17 protein-coding genes and 1 pseudogene are annotated in these 23,414 nt (G+C 65.6%); 12 read left to right on the top strand and 6 right to left on the bottom strand.

The features are described from left to right. The first annotated feature begins 260 nt into the window (after nucleotides 1–260). The 3 genes from RX327_RS34710 to RX327_RS34700 all read left to right on the top strand — a co-directional run bounded on the left by RX327_RS34710 (nucleotide 261) and on the right by RX327_RS34700 (nucleotide 6,683). The gene (locus RX327_RS34710) at nucleotides 261–2,948 is read left to right on the top strand and encodes an EAL domain-containing protein (RefSeq protein ID WP_317248570.1); all 2,688 of its coding nucleotides are present in this window, start codon (nucleotides 261–263) and stop codon (nucleotides 2,946–2,948) included. A gap of 274 nt (nucleotides 2,949–3,222) precedes the next feature. After that, nucleotides 3,223–4,800: an ABC-F family ATP-binding cassette domain-containing protein gene (locus RX327_RS34705; protein ID WP_410712113.1), complete on the top strand. Its 1,578-nt coding sequence runs from the start codon at nucleotides 3,223–3,225 to the stop codon at nucleotides 4,798–4,800. 416 nt (nucleotides 4,801–5,216) lie between these two features. Next, nucleotides 5,217–6,683: a glycerol-3-phosphate dehydrogenase gene (locus tag RX327_RS34700; protein ID WP_317248568.1), complete on the top strand. Its 1,467-nt coding sequence runs from the start codon at nucleotides 5,217–5,219 to the stop codon at nucleotides 6,681–6,683. Nucleotides 6,684–6,908: 225 nt separating this feature from the next. Here the strand turns inward: RX327_RS34700 and RX327_RS34695 are convergent, their stop codons facing one another. Beyond that, nucleotides 6,909–8,138: a tetratricopeptide repeat protein gene (locus RX327_RS34695; RefSeq protein ID WP_082190457.1), complete on the bottom strand. Its 1,230-nt coding sequence runs from the start codon at nucleotides 8,136–8,138 to the stop codon at nucleotides 6,909–6,911. Between the two features lie 224 nt (nucleotides 8,139–8,362). Here RX327_RS34695 and RX327_RS34690 point away from each other — a divergent pair, with 224 nt between their 5' ends. From RX327_RS34690 to RX327_RS34680, 3 genes are read left to right on the top strand one after another with little or no spacing between them, the layout of a single operon-like run. Further along, nucleotides 8,363–9,535, top strand: coding sequence for an ABC transporter ATP-binding protein (locus tag RX327_RS34690; protein ID WP_410712221.1), 1,173 nt, complete (start codon nucleotides 8,363–8,365; stop codon nucleotides 9,533–9,535). Further along, nucleotides 9,532–10,446 carry an ABC transporter permease gene (locus tag RX327_RS34685; RefSeq protein WP_317248567.1) on the top strand — a complete coding sequence of 305 codons (915 nt, stop codon included), beginning with the start codon at nucleotides 9,532–9,534 and terminating at the stop codon, nucleotides 10,444–10,446. The genes RX327_RS34690 and RX327_RS34685 overlap by 4 nt, the downstream gene beginning before the upstream one ends. After that, on the top strand, nucleotides 10,446–11,261 hold the full coding sequence (locus RX327_RS34680; protein ID WP_317248566.1) for an ABC transporter permease subunit: 816 nt from the start codon (nucleotides 10,446–10,448) through the stop codon (nucleotides 11,259–11,261). The genes RX327_RS34685 and RX327_RS34680 overlap by 1 nt, the downstream gene beginning before the upstream one ends. A gap of 60 nt (nucleotides 11,262–11,321) precedes the next feature. Here the strand turns inward: RX327_RS34680 and RX327_RS34675 are convergent, their stop codons facing one another. From RX327_RS34675 to RX327_RS34660, 4 genes are all read right to left on the bottom strand, one after another. Next, nucleotides 11,322–12,173, bottom strand: coding sequence for a carbohydrate ABC transporter permease (locus tag RX327_RS34675; protein ID WP_028178649.1), 852 nt, complete (start codon nucleotides 12,171–12,173; stop codon nucleotides 11,322–11,324). After that, nucleotides 12,170–13,039, bottom strand: a complete 870-nt coding sequence (locus RX327_RS34670; RefSeq protein ID WP_317248565.1) for a sugar ABC transporter permease — start codon at nucleotides 13,037–13,039, stop codon at nucleotides 12,170–12,172. Before RX327_RS34670 ends, RX327_RS34675 begins: the two co-directional genes overlap by 4 nt. 199 nt (nucleotides 13,040–13,238) lie before the next feature. Further along, on the bottom strand, nucleotides 13,239–14,624 hold the full coding sequence (locus tag RX327_RS34665) for an ABC transporter substrate-binding protein (RefSeq protein WP_317248564.1): 1,386 nt from the start codon (nucleotides 14,622–14,624) through the stop codon (nucleotides 13,239–13,241). Nucleotides 14,625–14,784: 160 nt separating this feature from the next. Further along, nucleotides 14,785–16,746, bottom strand: a complete 1,962-nt coding sequence (locus RX327_RS34660; protein WP_317248563.1) for an AsmA family protein — start codon at nucleotides 16,744–16,746, stop codon at nucleotides 14,785–14,787. A gap of 242 nt (nucleotides 16,747–16,988) precedes the next feature. On the opposite strand from RX327_RS34660, the gene RX327_RS34655 reads away from it, so the two are divergent. The 6 genes from RX327_RS34655 to RX327_RS34630 all read left to right on the top strand — a co-directional run bounded on the left by RX327_RS34655 (nucleotide 16,989) and on the right by RX327_RS34630 (nucleotide 21,985). Beyond that, entirely contained in the window at nucleotides 16,989–17,696 is a 708-nt protein-coding gene (locus RX327_RS34655; protein ID WP_135165543.1) for a CoA transferase subunit A, read from the top strand. Nucleotides 17,697–17,711: 15 nt separating this feature from the next. Then, on the top strand, nucleotides 17,712–18,362 hold the full coding sequence (locus RX327_RS34650) for a CoA transferase subunit B (protein WP_239627049.1): 651 nt from the start codon (nucleotides 17,712–17,714) through the stop codon (nucleotides 18,360–18,362). A gap of 1 nt (nucleotide 18,363) precedes the next feature. Then, the gene (locus RX327_RS34645; RefSeq protein ID WP_050382979.1) at nucleotides 18,364–19,008 is read left to right on the top strand and encodes an acetyltransferase; all 645 of its coding nucleotides are present in this window, start codon (nucleotides 18,364–18,366) and stop codon (nucleotides 19,006–19,008) included. A gap of 340 nt (nucleotides 19,009–19,348) precedes the next feature. Beyond that, on the top strand, nucleotides 19,349–20,356 hold the full coding sequence (locus RX327_RS34640; RefSeq protein ID WP_050382977.1) for a GlxA family transcriptional regulator: 1,008 nt from the start codon (nucleotides 19,349–19,351) through the stop codon (nucleotides 20,354–20,356). Between the two features lie 104 nt (nucleotides 20,357–20,460). After that, nucleotides 20,461–20,988: a tautomerase family protein gene (locus RX327_RS34635; RefSeq protein WP_028336018.1), complete on the top strand. Its 528-nt coding sequence runs from the start codon at nucleotides 20,461–20,463 to the stop codon at nucleotides 20,986–20,988. Nucleotides 20,989–21,001: 13 nt separating this feature from the next. Beyond that, complete coding sequence (locus tag RX327_RS34630; protein ID WP_050382975.1) at nucleotides 21,002–21,985, top strand: carbon-nitrogen hydrolase family protein; 984 nt, start codon at nucleotides 21,002–21,004, stop codon at nucleotides 21,983–21,985. A gap of 59 nt (nucleotides 21,986–22,044) precedes the next feature. Here the strand turns inward: RX327_RS34630 and RX327_RS34625 are convergent. Then, nucleotides 22,045–23,381, bottom strand: a pseudogene (locus RX327_RS34625) (MFS transporter). Nucleotides 23,382–23,414: the final 33 nt, after the last annotated feature.

The raw sequence follows: 23,414 nt of genomic DNA, 5'->3' as shown, positions 1-23,414 counted from the left end.
TCCGAAAATTTCCGCCCGGCCGCGCCCTGGCCGCCGCTGCCAACATCGTTCAGCCGATCCGGTCGCTTTGGGCAAGTGCTTATTAGGCAAGTGCTTGGGCCATCTCAAATAGTTGGGAAGCCTGCCCTGTTAGTGGAGCATTAATCATGTCAGGGCAATTGCCATAAATTAAGTCAGCATTTTCCGGTTGCATCAGTACGCGTTTACCCGATCCAAACCGCCGGAGCCGGACACTCGCCCCGGAAATCCGCGGGTGATCGATGGCTGGCAGGAAGGTGCAGGCGGGCGGGAAGAATTCGATTCCGGCAAGGGCCGTGCTCTGCCTGATCGCCGCCGTCGCGCCGTGCGCTGCAGCCCGGGCAGGCACCGGTGCGTTCGCGCCGTCGAGCTATCTGGGCAGCCTCGATCCCGGCCTGGTCTGGGAGCTCCTGATCGGCAGCGTGGTGGTCGCGTCGTTTTTCGGCGCGGTCGGGCTGTGGATTCTCTCGGCGCTGCGCAAGGCCAAGCGCGCGCAACTGCGGCGCAACGCCTTCGTCTCGTCGGCACTCAACCATTTGAACCAGGGCGTGGTGATGACCGATGCGCAGGAGCGCATCGTGTTCTGCAATGACCGCTATCTCGACATCTACGGCCTGTCGCGTGCCGACATCAGGCGCAACATGACCGGCGTCGAGCTGCTGGAACTGCGCCGCGACCGCGGCGTGCTCGACGTCAGCGCCGAGGATTTCTTCGCCAGGGCCGCGGCGCCCGAGGGATTGGTTACCGAGCTGCCCGGCGGCAGGTCGGTGCTGGTGAAGTACTTCGTGCTGCCGAACGGCGGCTCGGTGGCGACGCATCTCGACGTCAGCGAGCAGCGCAGGCTGTCGCGGCAGCTCGCCTCCACCAAGCAATTCCTGGAATCGGTGCTGGACCACGTGCCGGCCTGCGTCGCAGCCAAGAGCATCGAGGACGGTTGCTACATCTTCGCCAACAGCGCATTCGAGCGCTTCTCGCGCTTCTCGCGCGATCACATCGTGGGCAAGCGCGCCGACGAGATCTTCCGCCCCGAGACCGCCGCCAGCATTGACACCGCCGACCGCGCGGCGCTGAACGCGGCGGAAGGCTATCATCGCAGCGAATTCTTCGTCGAACGCGGTTCGGACAAGCGGATCCTCGCCTCCAACCGCGTGATCGCCCGCAACGAGGCCGGCGAGCCGGAATTCCTGATCGCGCTGTTCGAGGACATCACCGACCGCCGCTCGCTGTCGCAGGAGCTGGAGAGCACCAAGAAGTTCCTCGAGCTCGTGGTCGACAACATCCCGGTTGCGCTGATCGTGGAACAGGTCAAGGACGGCCGCTATCTGCTCGCCAACCGCAGCGCGGAGACAATCCTCAACCGCAGGCGTGAGGAAACCACCGGCCTGACCGCGTCCGACATCTTCAACGCCAAGGAAGCCAAGCTGATCATCGCGCGCGATGAGGCCGCGATCAAGAAGCGCGGGATGATCACCGAGGAGCATCCGATCTCCACCAAGGACGGCCTGCGGCTGTTCCTCACCCGCCGCGCCACCGTGCTCAATGATGCCGGTGAACCGCAATATCTGATCAAGACCCACGAGGACGTCACCGACCGCCGCCAGACCGAGTCGCGCATGGCGCACATGGCCTATCACGACGGCCTTACCGATCTGCCGAACCGCGCCGCCTTCCTCCAGGCGCTGACCCAGATGATCGAGGCCTGCGAAGGCACCGGCGAGGAGTTCGCCGTGCTCTGCGTCGACCTCGACGGGCTCAAGGAGGTCAACGACGTCTTCGGCCATGCGCTGGGCGACAAGCTCCTGATCGAGGTAGCCCATCGGCTCCAGGACTCCGCGCGCGGCGGCGTGGTGGCGCGTCTGTCCGGTGACGAGTTCGGCCTGATCATTGATGGCAAGCAGCCCGTCGCCGGCATCGCGCTGGCCGAGCAGGCCGCCGAGGCGCTCGGGCAGGATTTCCTGATCGACGGCAAGTCGGTGCGGACCGGCCTCACCACGGGGATCGCGGTGTTCCCGCACAATGGAACCGATGGCGCCTCGCTGCTCGCCAATGCGGGCGCGGCGCTGTTCCGCGCCAAGCAGAAGTCGCGCGGCACGATCAGCCTCTACCAGCCGGAGATGGACCACCAGATCCGTGATCGCCGCGTGCTGCATCAGGACCTCTCGATGGCGGTCAAGAACGGCGAGCTCTCGCTCGCCTTCCAGCCGCAGGGGGCCGCGGGCCACAGCGTCGCCGAGAGCGAGATCATCGGCTTCGAGGCGCTGGCGCGCTGGCAGCATCCGGTGCGCGGCCAGGTTTCGCCTGCCGAATTCATTCCAATCGCCGAGGAGAGCGGCCTGATCGTCGAGATGGGCGAGTGGATCCTGCGCGAGGCCTGCCGCGAGGCGGCGTCCTGGCCGAAGCCGCTCCAGGTCGCGGTCAATCTGTCGCCGGCGCAGTTCATGCACGGTGACGTGGTTGGCCTCGTCCATTCGATCCTGATCGAGACGGGCCTTGCACCGGGCCGGCTCGAGCTCGAGATCACCGAGGGCGTGCTGATCGAGGATTTCGATCGCGGCCTTGCGCTGCTGCGCCGCCTGAAGGCGCTCGGCGTGCGCATCTCCATGGACGATTTCGGCAGCGGTTACTCCTCGCTGAGCTACCTCCAGGCGTTCCCGTTCGACAAGATCAAGATCGACCGCGGCTTCATCGTCAATCTCGGCCGCAATCCGCAATCGGCGGCGATCGTGCGCGCGGTGATCGATCTCGGCCACGGCCTCGAAATGTCGATCATCGCCGAAGGCGTCGAGACGGTGGACCAGCTCACCTTCCTCGCCAGGGAGGGCTGCGACGGCGTGCAGGGCTATCTGCTCGGCAAGCCGGCCCCGATCGGCCAATTCGCCGCGCTGGTCGGCGGCGACCAGCTTGCCGAGACCGTGCGCAGAGCCGGTTAGTTTGGCCTGGCTGTGCTTGCCATCCGTTGCATGCCCGGCTACATCTGGGCCCACCACATCATTTCAGCCGAGAAAGGAGGGCCGCGTCGTGGCGAGATACACCGATCCCCACCTCAAGCGTGGCCCCGTCAACGCCCTGCAGATGCGTTTGCAGGGCTGACCGGAAACTCGCGCTAAATCCTTCCTGGTCTGCCTTCGTGGCCGTGCGGCGTCGAACGCTTGAGCGTTCGCGCCCGCACATCAATCCCTCGCCGCGCTTCGACACGCCTATCCGATGGCTGGCATGCCCGGGAGTGTCGTGATTGCCGGCAAGACCAGAGAATTGACCGTGACCCTCATCAATGTACGCAATCTCGGCGTGACGCTGAACGCGCCGCTGTTTTCCGAACTGAATTTCGTCGTCAATGCCGGCGACCGCATCGGGCTGGTGGCCGCCAATGGCCGCGGCAAGTCCACGCTGCTGCGCTGTATCGCAGATGCGATGGAGCCTAACGAAGGCGATATCACCCGTGCGCGCGGACTGACCGTCGGCCATGTCGAGCAGGATGCGCCGCCAAGACTGCTGGATACACCGTTCCACGCCGCCGTGCTCGAGGTGCTTTCCGGCGAGCAGCGCGCCAGCGAGGGCTGGCGGGTCGACGTCGCCTTGCAATCACTCGAGGTGCCGGAGGACCTATGGAGCAGGCCGCTGAAGCAGCTGAGCGGCGGCTGGCTGCGGCTTGCGGTGCTCGCCCGCGTGCTGGTGACCGAGCCCGATGTGTTGCTGCTCGACGAGCCGACCAACCATCTCGATCTCGCCAAGATCGGCCGGCTTGAGGCCTGGCTGAACGCGCTGCCGCGCGACATGCCGGTGGTGATCGCAAGCCACGATCGCGCCTTTCTCGATGCGACGACCAACCGGACGCTGTTCCTGCGCCCGGAGCGGTCGCAGCTGTTCTCGCTGCCCTACACCGCGGCGCGCGCGGCGATCGACGAATTCGATGCCTCGGACGAGCAGCGCTATCAGCGCGACATGAAGGCCGTGCGGCAGCTGCGGCAGCAGGCGGCGAAGCTCAACAACCTCGGCATCAATTCCGGCAGCGACCTTCTGCTGTCGAAGACCAGGCAATTGAAGCAGCGCGCCGAGAAGCTCGAGGAGACGGCGAAGCCCGCGCATCTGGAACGCTCGGCCGGAACGATCCGGCTCGCCAACCGCGACACCCATGCCAAGGTCCTGATCAGCTTGGACAACGCCGGGATCGCCACGCCCGACGGCCGGCTGTTGTTCAGGACCGGCCAGCAGTTCATCTGCAAGGGCGACCGGATTGCGCTGCTCGGGCCGAATGGCGCCGGCAAGACCCGCTTCGTCGCGGCGCTGCGGCTGGCGATCGAGAATGTCGGAGCGGCACCGGCCGAGATCCGGGCCACCGAGTCATTGGTGCTTGGCTATTGCGACCAGGCGCTGGCCGATCTCGCCGATGGAGACACGCCGATGCGCATGCTGACGCGGCGCTTCGCGGTCGGTGATCAGCGTGCGCGCGGCCTGCTCGCCGGCGCCGGGCTCTCGATCGAGATGCAGGGCCGTCCGATCGGGCGGCTGTCGGGCGGGCAGAAGGCCCGCCTCGGCATGCTGGTGCTGCGGCTCACCCAGCCGAACTTCTATCTGCTCGACGAGCCGACCAACCACCTCGACATCGAGGGCCAGGAGGCGCTGGAGGACGAGTTGATGGAACAGCAGGCCAGCTGCCTCCTGGTGTCGCACGACCGCCAGTTCGTGCGCACGGTGGCCAACCGGTTCTGGCTGATCGAAGGGAGGAAGCTGATCGAGGTCGATGGACCGGAACAGTTCTTTGCCGCGGCCGGTGCGGACTAAAGCATGATCTGGAAAAGTGCGAAGCGATTTTCCGGAAAACCTAAAGCGCGACGGCGATTCATCCGAATCTCATCGCGCTTTAGCGCGTGATGGAGTCAGATTGGATAGCCGTCGCGAAGACGGTGTGCCTCTCCCGCTTGCGGGGCCGTCGCAGGAGGAGCGCTGCCAAAATATCGAAAACAACCCCATGCAAAGTAGCCGGCGGCCGGCGTTCGAGCAGGCTACTTGACACGTCGGGCAACTCAGGGGCATTATTCCAATATTCCGAAATCGTGCAAGCGTACGCTCGCCCCCGGCAAGCGGGAAGGTGCGTGTGCCGTGATTCACCCAGACATCATGTAGTTCAGCGCCGCGCCTTGACGCATTTTCGTGCGAACCCGTCTTTTGTTCGTATGAAAATGCGATAGGCGTTGCGCATGGCGGACTACGACGTCGCGATCATCGGCGGTGGCCTGAACGGCACGAGCATTGCCCGTGATGCTGCCGGCCGCGGCCTGCGCGTGATCCTGCTGGAGCAGGGCGATCTCGGTTCCGGCGCATCGCAGGCTTCGCCGCGGCTGGTCCATGGCGATCTGGCCGGGCTGGAACGGCGGGAGTTCTTCCGCGTCCGCAGGGCGCTGAGGGAACGCGACGTGTTGCTGCGCATCGCGCCGCATCTGGTGCGGCCGGTGCGCTTCGTGATCCCGGCGCATGCCGAGGAGCGGCCGCCGTGGCAGTTGCGGTCGTTGCTGCTGCTCTACGAACGGCTGACTTCGCGCAGCGGTCTGCCGCGCTCGGCGACCCTCGACATCACCCACCATCCGGTGGGCAACGCGCTAAGGCGCCCATTCGGTACGGCGTTCGAGTATTCCGACTGCGTCGTCGACGATTCCCGCCTCGTGGTGCTCACCGCCGTCGATGCCGCAGCGCGCGGCGCCGATATCCGCACCGGCGCGCGCGTAACCCGCGCCGAGCGCGGCGAGACCTGGCGGCTGGTCGCGATCGACCGCGGCTACCGGCGGGTGATCACGGCGCGGGCGCTGGTCAACGCGACCGGCGCGTGGACCGCCTCGGTCGCCGACATCGTGCTGCGGGTGCCCGCGCCAGAGCTTGCGACCGTGCAGATCAGCCAGATCGTGGTGCGCCGCCTGTTCGACTGCGACAACGTCTATGTCTTTCAGAACCCTGACGGCCGGTTGATCTTCGCCAGTCCCTACGAGCGCGACTTCACCCTGATCGGCAGCGTCAGTCATCCGTTCAAGGGCGATCCGGCGGTTGTCGCAATTGATGTGCGCGAGGAGGCCTATCTCTGCGACGCCGCCAATCGCTACTTTCGCGAACAGATCGCCCCGGTGGATGTGCTGCGGACCGTCTCCGGTGCCAATTCCGTGGTCGTTCCCGCGCGCCGGCACATGAGAGATGGCGCAGCGCTGCTCGACGTCAGGCGCGGCAAGGCGCCGCTGCTCACGATGTTCGGCGACGACGTCACCACCGCGCGGCGCCGCGCCGAGCGGGCAGTGTCGGAGTTCACGCGGTTTTATCCGATGACGCCGCGCTGGACCGCAACGGCGCCGCTGCCGGGCGGCGAGTTCGCCTGGCAGCGGTTCGAGACCGAGGTCGATATCGCCCGCGACCGCTGGCGCTTCCTCGGCGAGGCGCAGGCGCGGCGGCTGGTGGCTGCCTATGGGCTGAATGTGAAGGACATTTTGGGCGACGCCAAAGAGAAGGCCGATCTCGGCCCTGCCTTCGGCCCCGAGCTGACCGGCGCCGAGGTGCGTTACCTGATGAGCCGCGAATGGGCGCGCTTCCCCGAGGACGTCCTCTGGCGCCGTTCCAAGCTCGGCCTGACCATGCCGCAAGCCGATCGCGACGCGCTTGCGGCGTTCATGGCGAAGATGGACTAAGCGCAGCTCTCAAACCTCCCCTTGCAAGGGGGAGGTCGCTTTGCTCGCAGAGCAAAGCGGGTGGGGATCTGCTCTCTCCGCACGCACCGTCGCATGCGGCCGACCCCCATCCCGACCTTCCCCCTTTCAGGGGGAAGGAGAAGAGCCCTCGGTGGGCGCGACAACGTGGTCCGGATGGAGCGCATCCGGGAACGGTGACGAGGCAGTTACCAACCGCAACGGCGGCTATTGCCGGGAAGCCTCCTGTGACCAGGCGAGGTCGCGCCGGGACGGACGGCGATGCAGCCGCTCCGAGATCAGGCTCGTTGCCTGCCGACCCTGGCCGGCGCGCAGGCATGCGACGATGAACGTGTCCTCCCACAATTCACGTTGCGCATGGCTGCCGCCGATCCGCACCAGTTCACGCATCAGCGGCGCAAAGATGCGCACGGCGTCGTCGTGATCGCCGGCGGCGAACGCCGCGATGCCGCGACCGAGCCCGATCGCCGCGGGGCCGGGCGCCAGCCTGCCGTCGGCGTCGCGCACCGCCATCTCGACCAGCCGCGCCTCGAGCGCGCCGCTGTCGGTCGTGGCTGCGACCAGCGCGTGGTGCACATCGGCGAAATGCGCGCCGGCTTTCGGAAAGTAGCCGTCGCCATAGGCGGCGACATCCTTCCAGTGCTGCTCGAGACCGGTCTTGCCGGCGACCGTCAGCCGCCACAGCAGCGAGGCCGTGTCGGTGTAGATATTGAGCGGCGGATAGGGCCGGCCCGCCGGCTTGATGTGCTGCTCGTAAATGTCGAGTGCGCTGTCGGCGTCGCCTTCCTCGATCGCGATCAAGGCGAGGTGCCAGGCGAGATGGCCCTGCAGGAAGCTGGTGCGATCATTCGCCGGCAGCCAGGCGGAGAGGAAGCTGCGGCCTTCCGCCGCGTCGCCCTGCTCGAACAGCGCATGCGCGACGGCGTGCGCGGCTCCGGCGTTCTCCGGCTTCAGCGCATAGCCGCGCTCGGTGATGGCGCGGCCGGACACGACATCGCCGGCCTCGGTCTTCGACCAGCCGAGATAGGTGAGGAACCACCAATCGTCGCCATAGTCGCCGGCGTAACGCTCGCAGACGGCAAGCCGCGCGGCGTCATGATCGGGCCGGCCGGAGAAGGCGTAGAGGCCGAAGGCGCCGAGCAGCAGCGACAGCACCTGCGCATCGCGCGGATATTCGTTGAGATGCCGTTCGGCTTCCGTCATCGCCTTCTTGCCCTGGCCCTCGATCACGGACGCGATGATCTCGATGTGCTGGCGCTCGCGCGGGCTTGCGGCTGCGGCCAGCTGCCGTGCATCGGCCGCCTTGGCGCGGGCCTTGGCGCCTTCCATGTTGAGCTGGTGCACGCGGGCACGGCCGATATGGGCCAATGCGAAATCGGGGTCCTCGGCGATCGCCGCCTCGAACGCCGCATCGGCGCCGTGCAGCGCCGCCAGCATGCGATCGACGCCGTCGACATAATAGGCGGCGGCGCGGTCCGAGCTCGTCGTCAGCGGCAGGCCGTAGCGGTCGTGAATCATCGGTTGCCTTCCCGGATTTGGCTGCGAAGTCTAGCAGAGGCGTCGACGCCGACAATATTGCGGGAGATGTCCGTGAGGCGGTTGAGCCGGTGGCGATCCACCGCTAGCTTGCCGCAAGAATCGGACCTTACGGGGAATCGGGGCTGACGGACGTGACATCGGGCGAAGCGAGTGCGGAGGCGGCAAGGCCGTTGCCTGAACCGGCCGTCCCGGACATGCCGCTGCTGCGGATCGAGGGTGTCGCCAAGTCGTTCGGCAATTTCCGCGCGGTCGACAAGCTCTCGCTTGATATCCGCGCCGGCGAGTTCTTCGCGCTGCTCGGTCCCAGCGGCTGCGGCAAGACCACGCTCTTGCGCATGCTTGCCGGCTTCGAGGCGCCGGACGAGGGGCGCATCCTGCTCGGCGGCAAGGACATCGCGCAGGCGCTGCCGCACGAGCGCCCGGTCAACATGATGTTCCAGAACTATGCGCTGTTCCCGCATCTGTCCGTGCGCGACAACATCGCCTTCGGCCTGAAGCGCGCCGGCATGCCCCGCGCCGACATCGCCACCCGCGTGGCCGAGATGGTCGCACTGGTGAAGCTCGAGGGGCTGGAGAGGCGCAAGCCTGACCAGCTCTCCGGCGGCCAGCGCCAGCGCGTGGCGCTCGCCCGCGCCCTGGCGCGCCGGCCGCAATTGCTGCTGCTCGACGAGCCGCTGGCCGCGCTCGACAAGAGGCTGCGCGAGAGCACGCAAGGCGAGCTGATGGAGCTGCAGCGGCGGCTCGGCATGACCTTCATCATCGTCACCCACGATCAGGAGGAGGCGATGACGATGGCGAGCCGGATCGGCGTGATGAAGGCCGGCAAGCTCGCCCAGGTCGCGAGCCCCCGCGAGCTCTACGAGGCGCCGCGCTCGCGCTGGATCGCGGAGTTCGTCGGCGACATCAATCTGTTCGACGGCGAGGTCACGTCCCGCGAGAATGGGCGCCTGACGGTCGCGACGCCTGATGCGGGCAGGCTGGCGGTCAGCGAGCTGTGGCCACCGGTGACCAGGCAGGTCGTTGCCGTCGCGATCCGCCCCGAGAAGGTGAAGCTGTCACGCCGCGCGCCGGCGACGGACGGGGGCGCGTCGCAGGCGATCAACCGGCTGGAGGGCGTCGTCACCGACGTCAACTATCTCGGCGGCGTGACGAGCTACCGGGTGAAGCTGGAGACGGGCGCGGTGGTGCGCGCGTCGATGGCCAACACCGCGCGGCTCGATGTCGATGCCTATCTCGCCGGCCAGCGCGTGGTGGCATGGTTCACCGCCGACGATTGCCTGGTGCTCGAACAATGAGCTCCCGCCGCATCTTCGCGCGGCCGGCGCGCTTTGCCGCGATCGCACCCTATGTCTGGATGGTGCTGTTCTTCCTGGTGCCGTTCGCCTTCGTGCTCAAGATCAGCCTGTCGCAGACGGCGATCGCACAGCCGCCCTACGCGCCGGTCTTCGACTTCACCGAAGGCCGCGCGGCGCTGGCCGCGGCGTTCGCGCAATTGTCGTTCGACAATTTCCGCCTGCTGATATCAGATAATCTCTACATCCTGTCCTATCTGCGCAGCCTCGTCGTTGCGGTGACCGCGACGCTGATCCTGCTCCTGATCGGCTATCCCATCGCCTATGGCATGGCGCGGCTGCCGAAGCGCTGGCAGGCGGTGGCCATGGTGCTGGTGATCGTGCCGTTCTGGACCTCGTTCCTGATCCGCATCTATGCCTGGATCAACATCCTCCAGCACGACGGCCTGCTCAACCAGATCCTGCTGGCGTTGCATCTGGTCAGCCAGCCCGTGGTGTGGCTCTCCACCGACACCGCGATGTACATCGGCATCGTCTATTCCTATTTGCCGTTCATGATCCTGCCGCTCTACGCCACGCTCGCCAAGATGGAGCCGGCGCTGGAGGAGGCGGCCGCCGATCTCGGCGCGCCGCCCTGGCAGGTGTTCTGGCTCGTCATCTTCCCGTTGTCGCTGCCCGGCGTCGGCGCCGGCGTGCTGCTGTGCTTCATCCCGATCGTCGGTGAATTTGTCATCCCGGATCTCCTGGCCGGCTCCAATGCGCTGATGATCGGCCAGACCCTGTGGCTCGAATTCTTCACCAACAAGGACTGGCCGGTTGCGTCGGCAGCAGCGGTCGCCCTGTTGCTGCTGCTGGTGCCGCCGCTCGTACTCTACGACCGCCTGCAGCGGCGTCAGCTCGAGGCGAACAGCTGATGGCGCGCACCGTCACCAGGCTCTCCCGCTTCAACATCGCCTCGCTGGCGCTCGGGCTGGCATTCCTCTACTTGCCGATCCTGATCCTCGTCATCTATTCCTTCAACGGCTCGCGCCTGGTGACGGTGTGGGGCGGCTGGTCGCTGCGCTGGTATCATGAGTTCTTCAATGATCGCGCCATGATCGAGGCGGCCTGGATGAGCCTGCGGGTCGCCGCGGCGTCGGCGACGCTGGCGACACTGCTCGGCACGCTGGCGGCAGTCGGGCTGGCGCGCGGCGAGCGCTTTCGAGGGCGGACACTGTTCTCCGGCATGCTCTATGCGCCGCTGGTGATGCCGGAGGTGATCACCGGATTGTCGCTGTTGCTGCTGTTCGTCGCGCTGAACGCCGAGCGCGGCTTCTGGACCGTGACGATCGCCCACACCACGCTGACGATGTGCTTCGTCGCCGTCGTCGTGCAGTCCCGCCTCGGCTCCCTCGACCGTTCGCTGGAGGAGGCGGCGATGGACCTCGGCTGCGATCCGGTGCGGGCGTTCCTCCTGGTGACGCTGCCGCTCATCGTGCCGGCGATCGTGGCGGGGTGGATGCTGGCCTTCACGCTGTCGCTCGACGATGTCGTGATCGCAAGCTTCACCACCGGCCCCGGTTCGGCGACGCTGCCGATCAGGATCTATTCGGAGGTGCGTTTGGGAGTGAAGCCGGAGATCAACGCCATCTGCACGCTGGTGGTCGCCCTGATCGCGGTCGTCATCGTCATCGCCTCGCTCGCCTCGAAACTGTCGAGCTCGCAAGGTGAGAGCGCGGCGCCGCTCTAGTTCTGACGCGTTTTCTTTACGCGAACCGGCCACCACTTCGCTCGAAAACGCTTTGAACAGCTACGACTTGACGGCGCCCGCCGTCAGCCCGCCCACCATGTAGCGGCGGAAGGCGTAATAGACCGCGGCCGGCGGCAGCGCGTAGATGAAGCCGGTCGTCATCAGCAGCTCCCACGGCGAATCGTCGGCGGCAAGGAAGTTGCCGAGCGCGACGGGAAGCGTGATCTCGCGGTCGTTGGAGAGCAGCAGGAACGCGTAGAGATACTCGTTCCAGGCCAGCAGCACGGCATAGGTGCCGATCGCGACCAGCGAGGGCATCATCAGCGGCAAATAGACCAGGCGGAAGATCTGCAGCGTGGTCGCGCCGTCCATCACGGCGGCCTCGTCCAGCTCGACCGGCAGCTTGTCGGAGGCCTGCTTGAGCACCCAGATCGCGTAGGGGCTCGCGATCGTCACCATGGCCAGGATCAGCGACCAGTGATTGTTGAGCAGGCCGTAATTGCCCATGGTGCGATACATCGGCACGGCGAGGAACGCCGCGGGGATGAAATAAGTGAAGAGCGCGAGGTTCAACACCGTGCGCCCGCCCGGCACCTTCAGCCGCGAGATCGAGAACGCCGCCGCAGTCGCGATGAACAGTGTCAGCACGCCGACGGAGACCGCGATCACGGTCGAATTCCAGAACTGGATGTAGAAGTCGCGCAGGAAGTAATGCTGCTGCTTGAACACGATCTCGAAATTGTGCAGCGTCGGGTGATCCGGCCACAGCTTGCCCGAGAACGCGTCCTCCTTCGGGGAGATCGCGAACAGGAACATGTGATAGATCGGGATCATCGTCCACAGGAAGACGGGGATGCCGATCAGCAGCAGCCGCGCTTCGGTTCCGACTTCGCGCAAGGAGGGGAGCTTCATCGCGACAACCGTTTCATCATGAAGTACACGAGCGGCAGGACGAACGGCATCGCGCAGACGATCGATGCCATGGCCAGCGAGAGCTGGTCGAGCCGGAGATAGCGGATGCCGAGCGTCGCCAGCACGTGCGTGAGGTCGGCCGGGCCGCCGCCGGTGAGCAGGTAGACGCTGTTGAAATCGCCGAGCGTCCAGATCATCGAGAGCAGCGTGCAGGTGACGTAGAGCGTCTGCATCGACGGCCAGGTGATGTAGCGGAATTTCTGCCACCAACTCGCGCCGTCGACCTCGGCGGCCTCGAACAGGTCGTGCGAGATCGCGAGGCGGCCGGTGATCAGGATCAGCGTCCAGAACGGCAGCGACTTCCAGATGTGCACGGCGATCGCCATGGTCAGCGCCACCGTCGGATCGTTCAGCCAGTTCGGACCGTCATCGCCGGTCAAGGCGAAGATGTAATGGTTGATCATGCCCCATTCGGGATTGAGCATGAAGCGCACCGACAGGATGGTCGGGATCGACGGCACCGCCCAGGGCAGGATGAAGATCACCGAGAGCCATTTGATCCAGGTGCGCTGCTGGGCGAAGAAGCCGGACAGGAACAATGCGATCAGCATCTTGATGTTGATGCCGATGACCAGGAAGATCAGCGTGTTGACCGCGGCGCGCGCAAAGATCGGATCATTGTAGAGCGCCACGTAGTTCGACGGGGCCCGCGCCAGCCACAGCCCGTAGCAGACGGGATAGACGACGAAGGCAAGGAAAACGAGCAGATAGGGCGCGAGCAGGATGATGCCCCAGACCTGCGCCGGGGTCAGCCGCGACGACAGGGGCGGCGAGGGGGCATCGGATGCGGAGAGTGTGATCGCCATTCGGTTACTCGATGTCGCCTACGTCGTCGTCCCGGCGAAGGCCGGGACCCATAACCACCAGCTTTCGTTGTTGCACGAAAGCCGGTGACCAATATCATTCAAAACGACCGCCGCGGCGTATGGGTCCCTGCTCCGTGCGCAACTGCGCACTCGGCAGGGACGACAAAGCATACGCTCGCGGCGACCATCATCGGTTGCCTTACCCCGCGACCTGCTTGATGCGGGCGATCAGTTCGTCGACGGCCTTGTCGACCGGAACCTTCTCGCTGACGACGCGATTCATCGCCTTCGCCCACACGTTCTCGTTGTTGAGGATCGTGAACTTCCAGTTCTTGGTGAAATCGAACGCGGCGGTGCCGCCCTTGAACTGCGCGTAGACGGCCTTGCGGTGCTTGTCAGCCTGCCAGAACGGGCTTTCCTGGCTTTCCTTGGTCACCGGGAACCAGCGGCCGAGCGCGCCTTCGATGTAGGGACGGACGTTATCTTCCTGGAGCAGGAAGCTGATGAACTGCTTGGCCTCGGCCTTGTTCTTGGCCGCGGTGAACACCAGCCCGGTCTTGACGTCCGAGCGGTAGCGGATGGTCGAACCATCCGGCGCCTTCGGGAAGGATGCCGTGATGATGTCCTGCTCATAGGCCTTCTTGCCGGCGTCGCGCTGCTCCTGGGTGAGCGCCTGGTTCTGCGAGTCCTCGAACCACTTCGCCGCGATCGAGATCGTGAAGTTGTGGGTCATCACGATGGTCTTGTTGTGGAACGCGACGTTGTTGTCGGGATCCTTCCAGGTGGTCGAGGAGGGCGGGGTGCAGCCCTTGATGTAGGTGTCGGTATAGTCCTTCATCGCCTTGATCAGGCCGTCGCGGACCTTCGGGTCGTCGACCAGCAACTTGCCGTCGTCGTCGACCAACTTGACATGATAGGCGTCCATGAAGGTGTAGAACGACTGGAAGGAATCGGTGGATTCCACGCCCATCGGCTGGCCGACGGCATAGAGGCGCTGGCCAGTGGCCTTGCGGATCGCCGGCTGCACCTTGTCGCACCAGAACGTCCAATAGCCTGTCCAGTCGTTCGGGATGTCGGCGGCCTTGAAGCCGGCCTTCTCCAGCATGTCGTTCCAGATCTGGACGTGCATGCTCTGCTGCTTCAGCGGAAAGCCGTAATAGGCCTTCTTCTTGGCGACGTCGTTGTAGAGCAGCGCGGCTTCCAGCGTGTTCGGCGCGAAGGCGTCCTTCATCGGCAGCATGACGTCCGTGAGATCCTCGAGCTTGCCCTCATAGGCCCACTTGCCCTGCGCCTGCACGTCATAGGAATCGGAATAGGCGACATCGGGAACGGTGCCGGCATCGAGCGCCGCGACCGTCTTCGGAATCATGTCCTGGATCGCGTATTGCGACAATTCGACCTTGATGCCGGTCTTGGCTTCGAATTTCTTGATCGTCTCGATCAGCGCGTCGTCTTCGGAGCGATAGAAGCCCTTGCCCCACCAGACGGTGATCGTCTTCTGCTGCGCAAAGGCGGGTGCAGTGGCGGCAAAAAGCCCAACCGCAGCGACCGCCAATGATACTGCGCCAATAACCTTGGATCTCACGTTTTTCTCCCTCATGAGGCCGGCTTTTTAACCGGTTGGAGAAAACACTAGCGCATGCCCGTGACCCGATAAAGATGTCGCGCCGCCGACTTGTGTAGGGGTTTGCGGCGAGCGCGTGGATCGGTCCCGGTGCATCGATGCGCAAAGTGAATGGATTCGATCAGTTCGACTTCGCATTCTCGGCCGACGCCGCCGGTGCGTTGCCGGGCGCGCCTGCCGCGGCATCGGGCGCCGCCGCGGGCCGCGCGGCTCCGCCGGTGAAGCGCTCGATCACCGAGCGCACCGCATCGCGGGTCTTGCGATCCTTCACCGCATCGAGCAGCGGCGCGGAGGCCGGCGAGCGGCGGATCAGGCTTTCCGGATCGGGGAAGATCAGCGGATCGTCCCAGGGGCCCTGCACCACGAAGGGCAGATCGAAACCGTTGCCGCCGGCCGATGCCGAGGTCAGGCTGGCGACGCCCTTGAGATCGTATTCGCGCGACGGCACCGAAGCCGTGCCGGTCAGCGTGATCTTCGCCGTGGGGCTTTCGACATGAATGTCGTCAGCGGTCGCGACGCCATCGGAGAATTTTACGGCGATGGTGAGATTGGTGTAGGGCGTCGAGCCGTTGCGGAAATTGCCGCCACCCGACAGCGGGCGCCGCTCTAGCCGCTTCAGGAGCTGCTCGGCGTTGAAGCCTGCGATCGCGCCGTCATGCCCGGTCACGGTGGCGCTTCCGTCCAGTGACTGCACGAGGCCGAACGGGCTCGATCCGGAGGCGAGAAGCGAGACGTTGATGTTGCCGCGGCCGGACAGCTTGTTGAGGCCAAACAGTTCGGTGGCGCAGGCCTGGAGATCGACGTCGGTGAACTGGAATTGCGCCTTGATGTCGGCGACGGTGTCGGACCGGGCGATGCCGAACGAGCCCTTTGCGATCCCGCCATAGACCTGCGCCTCGCCGACCGAGAGCGCCAGCGTGCCGTTGCGCAAATTGGCGCCGATCGCGGTACGGCCGAGCTTGGACGGGCCGACCGTCACCTTGGCCGCCGACAGGCGCATGTCGAGATCGGTCGACGACAGCGAGGACAGGTCGAACAGCTGCCGGTTCCAGTCGCGCGCGCCGCTCGCGAGCAGGCGGAACGTCGAGATATAGGGCGTGAAGTCGAGTGCATCGGCGGCGAGCGTTGCCTGCAGCGTCTGCCGGCCGTTGTTGGCGTAGGTCATGACGCCCTCGGCGGCGTTGCCGTCGAGTTCGACATTGACATTGGTGAGCGCGATCGAGGCGCCGACGACGTTGGCGCGCGCCTTCAGCGCGAAGCGGCCGAAGCCGCCGCTGCCGGGCTGCGGCTGCCCGGTCCAGCGCAGCGCGTTGCGCAAGGACGGGCTGTCGACGGTGAGCGTGCCTTCCATCATGGGGCTGGTGCGATTGGCGACGCTGCCGTCGAAGGCGAGCTTGAGCGGCGCGCTGGCGATGCGCGCCTTCAGGCCGGACCGGTCGCCCGACAACAGCGCGACGAAGTCGCTGGCGCTGATCGAGCCGTCGACACGCTCGCCGCGCCAGTCGAACTGTCCGGTCGCGGCAAAGGAGCGCGAGATCGAAGGCCAGGCCAGCGACAGGTCGATGTCCTCGAGCTGCTCGGAGATGTTGTTGGTGCCGTCCTGGTAGTTCAGTACGCCGTCCTGGATCCGGATTTCGGAGAACGAGACCTGGTTCTCGGCCCCGGGCTTCATGGTGCGCGCGATGGTCTGGATGAAGGGCGTCCAGTTGCTCTCGCCGGCGCCGTCGCGGACCACATGGATATGCGGACGGAGCATCATGACGTCGGCAATCTCGAACCGCCGCAGCAACAGCGGCAGCAGGCGCAGATTGGCGGTCAGCACGTCGACCTGCAGGGCGGGACCGATGGTATCGGCGCCCTTCAGCCCGACATTATGAAAGGAGACGTAGCTGCCCGGAAAAACCGAGACGTCGATCGGGCCGTTGACGACGAGCTCGAGCCCGGTCACGGCGCGAATCTGCGCCTCTACCGCGCGCTGCAGCGCGTCCCGGTTGAGGAACCACGACGTTCCGACCAGCCCGACCAGCGCCAGGCCGAAAAGCGCCGCGATCGGCATCCCCAGGCGCTTAATTCCTTGGGCCATCGTCAATGACATATCCGGGTCGGGTTGAATTTTGTCGGGTCGTCGTCGAACACAGCGGGCTCTCGCCGGAGGCCCCTGCCAACCCACGCAACTTGAAGGGTTTTCTTGTCGCTTTCAAGGCCATGTTGCTGCCGCCGGCCGCCGCCCGTCGCCGCACCGGGCCGTGATTGACGCATTGCGAAGATTTCGCCTAATAATCCGCTTTGCCACAGCCGTTCCGCCCTCCATCAGGTATTCGCTGCATGAACAAGGTCTATCCCGACGCCAAGTCGGCGCTCGACGGCATTCTAAAAGACAACATGATGATCATGTCGGGTGGCTTCGGCCTCTGCGGCATTGCCGAGGAGCTGTCGGACGCGATCCGGGAGTCCGGTGTCAAGGGCCTGACGGTGGTCTCCAACAATGCCGGCGTCGACGGCATCGGCCTCAGCCGCCTTCTCGAAACCCGTCAGATCAAGAAGATGATCTCGTCCTATGTCGGCGAGAACAAGCTGTTCGCCCAGCAATTCCTCGCCGGGGAGCTGGAACTCGAATTCAATCCGCAGGGCACGCTGGCCGAGCGCATCCGCGCGGGCGGCGCCGGCATCCCGGCCTTCTACACCAAGACCGGCGTCGGCACGCTGATCGCCGAAGGCAAGGAAGTGAAGGAATTCGACGGCGAGAAGTACCTGATGGAGCGCGGCCTGTTCGCCGACCTCGCCATCGTCCACGCTTGGAAGGGCGACACCGCCGGCAACCTCATCTACCGCAAGACCGCGCGCAATTTTAACCCCATGATGGCGACCGCCGCGAAGATCACGGTGGCCGAGGTCGAGCATCTGGTTCCGGCCGGTGAACTCAATCCCGACCACATTCACACGCCCGGCATCTTCGTGAAGCGCATCGTCGAGGTCGGCACGGCCAAGAAGCGCATCGAATTCCGCAACACCCGCCCGCGCCCGGCAGCTTGAGATCAGGAGAATCAGATGGCCTGGACCCGTGAACAGATGGCCGCGCGCGCCGCGAAGGAGTTGCGCGACGGCTATTACGTCAATCTCGGCATCGGCATCCCGACGCTGGTCTCGAACTACATCCCGGACGGCATGGACGTCAGCCTGCAGAGCGAGAACGGCATGCTCGGCATGGGGCCGTTCCCGTATGAGGGCGAGGAAGACGCCGATCTCATCAACGCCGGCAAGCAGACCGTGAGCGAGCTGCCCTCGACCTCGTATTTCTCGAGCGCAGATTCCTTCGGCATGATCCGCGGCGGCCACATGGACCTGTCGATCCTCGGCGCCATGCAGGTGGCCCAGAACGGCGATCTCGCCAACTGGATGATCCCCGGCAAGATGGTCAAGGGCATGGGCGGCGCGATGGATCTCGTCGCCGGCGTCAAGCGCGTCATCGTGGTGATGGAGCATTCGGCCAAGGACGGCCCGAAGCTCTTGAAGAAGTGCAATCTGCCGCTGACCGGCGAGCGCGTGGTCGACATGGTCGTCACTGATTTGGCCGTCTTCACCATCGACAAGCATGGCAGCGGCGGTATGGCGCTGATCGAGCTCGCCGAGGGCGTCTCGCTCGACGAGGTCAAGTCCAAGACCGAAGCGGAATTCCGCGTCGCGCTGAAGAACACGTGAGATGATCGGTGCGGGACGATCCTCGATCCGTCCCGCACGATCCGATGACGCCGGCTTCATCGCCCGCACCGTTCTGGCCGCGCAGCGCGGCCCGTTGCCGCGCGGCTGGTTTGACATCGCGCTCGACCAAGGCGAGGCGGAATGCTTGGCGTTCATGACACGGCTCGCCGTGGCGCGGGTGAAGTCATGGTATCACGTCGCCCATTTCCTGATTGCTGAAGTCGATGGCGTGCCGGCCGCCGCGCTGTGCGCGATGCCGGCATCCGGAACCGTCGTCGCGGCACGTGCGGCGATCGAGGAAGTCGCGGCAGAGACCGGCATGGACGCCGATGCCATTGTCGCGCGCGGCGGTTATGCCCGTAACTGCTGGGTGCAAGGCGGCGAGGGCGACTGGCTGATCGAGCATGTCGCCCGACTAGCGTCCCATCGCAGCGGCGGTCTGGTGCAGGACCTGATCTGCCGCGCACTCGCCGACGGCAAGGCGGCCGGTTACACGCAGGCATCGATCTCGTTCCTGATCGGCAACGACGCCGCCGAACGTTGCTACGCCAAGGCCGGCTTCGCCTTCGCCGAAGAGAAGCGCGACGCCGCCTTCGAAGCACTGACCGGCGCGCCGGGCTTTCGCAGATTTGCGCGGGCGATGTGAGTTATTCGCACCAAATGCTGCCGCATATGCACCCGTCGTCCCGGCGGAGGCCGGGACCCATACGCCGCAGCGGATGTTGTGGATGGGATTCGTCGTTCCAGCATCGCTTACCAATGACCAGCTGTGGTTATGGGTCCCGGCCTTCGCCGGGACGACGCTGAGGGTAGTTCTCGCTTCAAATATCGCACAACGCGGTGTCATCACCCGCGCATGCTGGTGATCCAGTATTCCAGAGACGCTGATGCTTGAACCGAGAGGCCGCGACGTACCGGATCGCGCTTGTCCGGTCGTCCATGCAATGGCAGAATTGCACCATATTGTGCAAAATCGGACAGGGACCATGCCACTTATCCGGATCTGGGTCTATGACGGCATCCTCGCTTCGGGCGTGGCGGGGATCGTCGACGTGTTCACCGCCGCCAATTCGGTGACGGCGCGGCAGCCGCGACGTCGCAACGGCAAGCCGTCACAGCTGCGGTGGCGCGTCGAATCATTGAATGGCCGGCCGGTCCACACGGCGTCAGGCCAGGTCATCGGCGTCGATGGGCCGATCGGTGCGCGGTCTTCGGCAGACGCGGTGGTGATCCCCGGGCCGTTCGTCGGCGATATCGAACGTTTCTTCGAGCGGCTCGATACCGTCGAGCCGCTGCTCGCGGCGCTGCGCCGGCAGCACGAGCGCGGTACCCTGCTGGCGTCCTATTGCACCGGCAGCTTCATCCTCGCCGAGGCCGGCCTGCTCGACGGCAGGGTTGCGACCACCCATTGGGCGAAGGGACGGACATTCGCGATGCGCTACCCGGCGGTCGATCTGCGCGTCGCCGAGATCCTCACCGAGCAGAACCGCATTGTCTGCTCGGGCGCGGTGACCACCTCGCTCAATCTCGCGCTTCGACTGGTCGAGAAGTTCGCCGGTGCCGACGTGGCTGCGGAGACCGGCAAGCTGATGCTGATCGACAGCAACCGCGTCTCGCAGGCACCCTATGTCAGCCGCATGTCCGACACGCAGCACTCCGACGCGCTGGTGGCGCGGGCGCAGAGCATGATGGAGAAGTCGCTGCAACAGGGCTTCAGTCTCGCCAAACTGGCCCGCGACCTTTCGGTCAGCGAGCGGACGTTGAACCGCCGCTTCAAGCTGGCGGTCGGCGAGGCGCCCCTGCAATATCTACAAGCGCTGCGGGTGGATGTCGCCAAGCGTCTGATCGAAACCACGCGGCTGAAGCTCGACGCGGTCAGCGCGCGCGTCGGCTACAACGATCTGTCGACCTTCCGCCGGCTGTTCAAGCGCGAGACCGGGCTCTCGCCACGCGAATACCAGCGCCGGTTCGTGCGCAGGGCCTCCGCCGCCTGAGAACGCCGTGTCCGAATTTGCCCTGAAAATGGCGATACTGCCACTGCTGCCGGGAGCACGCCGCGGATAGACCTCGTCCCCGTCAACAACAGGAGGTCGCCTCAATGCCGATGATCGACGTGACAATTCCCGAAGGAGCCCTGAAGCCGGAAGCGGAAGCGCGGCTCATCAAGGAGCTCGGCGATATCCTGATCGGCCACGAGGGATTCGATCCGGCGAACAAGGTTGCGCAAGGCGTCACCGTTGTCTTCCTGCATCGGCCGGCCGCAGTTTATGTGGCGGGCCGGCCATCGCCGTCGCCACGATTTCGCATCGTCCCGACGGTCCCCGAGGGGCAGTACACCGAAGCCTCGCGCGCGGCCTTGGTGAGGGACGTGACCGACGCCGTGGTGCGCGCTGCCGGCGGTTCGTTCGAGGATGTGGCGGCGCAGGTATGGGTGTTTCCGACCGAGATCCCCGACGGCCAGTGGGGCAGCCGTGGCGTCATTCGTCCGCTGCCGGACATCCAGGCCTTCATCGCCGGCGAGCACGAGCGCAAGGTCGGCGAGGCGCGTCTGGCGCGACGGCGGCGCGTCAAGGCGCTGGAGCTGCTTGCGGGCGCACTCGACGCTGTCCGCAAGGGCGTCGACTGACGCGAGCACAGCCATGACATCCGACACGCATTTCAGGCTCGCGGCGATCCAGGCCGCCGCGGTGCCATTCGATCGCGACGCCTCGGTGGAGAAGGCCTGCCACCTGATCGGCGAGGCGGGTGCCATGGGCGCGACGATCGCCGCCTTCGGCGAAACCTGGCTGCCCGGCTATCCCTTCTTCTGTCACGCGCCGACCGGGCCGAGCACGTTTCGCGCGATGGCCGAATATCTCGATAACGCGGTCGAGATTCCCTCGCCCGCGACCGACCGGCTCTGCGCCGCCGCCGAGGCCGCCGGACTGGATGTCGTGATCGGCGTCGCCGAACGTGATGCCGTGACCAAGGGCACGGTCTACTGCACGCTGCTGTTCATCGGCCGCGAGGGACGGCTGCTTGGCCGCCATCGCAAGCTGAAGCCCACCTTCAACGAGCGCTCGGTGTGGGCCGATGGCGACGCGGCGGGGCTGCGCGTGCATGAGCGGCCCTATGGCCGGATCAGCGGCCTCAACTGCTGGGAGCACAACACCATGCTGCCCGGCTATGCGCTGGCCGCGCAGGGAACGCAGATCCACGTCGCGGCGTGGCCGGGGCGGGAGCCTGCGGTGGCGCCACCGTCGCCGACGCCGCTGTGGCCGCGGCAGTTGTTGCTGTCGCGCGCGTTCGCCTCGCAAGCCGGCTGCTACGTCATCGCGGTCGGCGGCATGCGCTCGCACGAAATCACGCCGGAACGTTACCGCGAGCTCTCGACGATCGAGTACAGTGGCGACAGCGTCATCATCGACCCGCGCGGCGAGGTCATCGCAGGTCCGGCGCAGGGCGAGACCATCCTGATCGCGGACGGCTCGCGGCAGGCCGTGCTCGCCGCCAAGGCGCTGTGCGATATCGGCGGCCATTATTCGCGCCCCGACCTGCTGCGGTTGATCGTCGATCGCAATCCGCAGGAGCGGGTCATCGACTGCGGCTTCGCCGGGCGAGTCACGCCGGAGATGTGGGAGTGACGCGAACGGCGCGGGTATCCCGCGCCGTCAAAGCTTGTAGCGAGAAAGGTCGCTCCGCCTCACGAAGCTTCCTGCGGAATTGCGGATGGTGATTCCTCGCCCTTGAGCTCCTCGAGGCTGCGGTGCCGCGGCTCGATGCCGAGCGCCCATACGGTGATGATCTGCACGACGAGCAGTCCGATCATCAGGGCCATCACGCCGGCGACGCCGCGCGCTTCGAACAGCATCACGACCAGGAATGGTGTCACGATGGTGGCACCCCGACCGAGCGTGTTGACTATGCCGGATGCCCGCAGCCGCACCTCGGTCGGGAACAGTTCGGGAATATAGATGCCGAACAACAGCGCGACCAGGACGTAAATCGGCACCGTCAGCGCGAAGCCCACGGCCGGCAGCAGGATCGGATCCGAGATCATGGGATAGAGCATGCCCAGCACCACGGCGACCAGCGACGCGCCGATGATCGTTGGCTTGCGGCCCCAGCGGTCGGCGCGCCAAGCGCCATCAGCAGCGAGTAGCCGAACGAGGTCGCGACGGACAGGCCCTGCTTGATGAAGAACACCGGGAGCCAGGTCACGAAACCGTAGAGCAGCGTATTGATGGTAATCAGGCATACCGCGCCGACGATCATGCGGGACAGCAGCGGCGCAGTGAACAGCGTGGCGAGATCGGGCGACACCGGTGCCGGCGTTGCAGCCGCGGGCGCCGGCAAGGTCTGCCCCTGGGAAGCTTCCTTCTCGATCGCCTGCATCAACGCTTCCGCCTCGGCGGTGCGTCCCACGGCTTCGAGCCAGCGCGGGGATTCCGGCAGCGACTTGCGCATGTACCAGACGACGAGCGCGCCGATGCCGCCGAGCACGAACATCGAGCGCCAGCCGAATTGCGGAACGAGCACGGATGCGATCAGCAGCGCGATGGGCAGGCCGGTGACGACGCAGACGGCGGTGAAGCCGAGCCACTTGCCGCGGCTCCGGGCCGGCACGAACTCGGTCATCGTGGAATAGCCGACAACATTTTCGGCGCCGAGCCCGACGCCCATCACGAAGCGGCAGGCGATCAGGAAGGCCATGTTCGGCGCGAATGCCGCGGCAAGGGAAGCGATGCCGAAAAGGAGCAAATTGAACTGATAGGTGAAGCGGCGCCCATGGCGATCGCCGAGGAAGCCGGTGCCGAACGATCCCAGCATCATGCCGACGAACGTCGCGGAGATGAAGGCCGCGTTCTGAGCGAGCGTCGAAAAGCCTGATTTCAGCGTGACGCTGAGCACCGTCCCGGCAATGTAGATGTCGAAACCGTCGAAGAACATTCCGATGCCGATCAGCAGCATGATGCGGCGGTGGAATGGACCGATCGGAAGCCGATCGAGACGGCTGCCCGCGTTCACCGATGTCGACATATGCACTCTCCCCTTGACTGTTTCCTCGGTGAT

Origin of the sequence: Bradyrhizobium sp. BEA-2-5 (assembly GCF_032918025.1) — a bacterium.
In the GTDB taxonomy this organism is placed as follows: Bacteria; Pseudomonadota; Alphaproteobacteria; order Rhizobiales; family Xanthobacteraceae; genus Bradyrhizobium; species Bradyrhizobium pachyrhizi.
The sequence above is the reverse complement of the archived record's forward strand: the minus strand, read 5'-3'. Positions and strand labels throughout refer to the sequence as shown.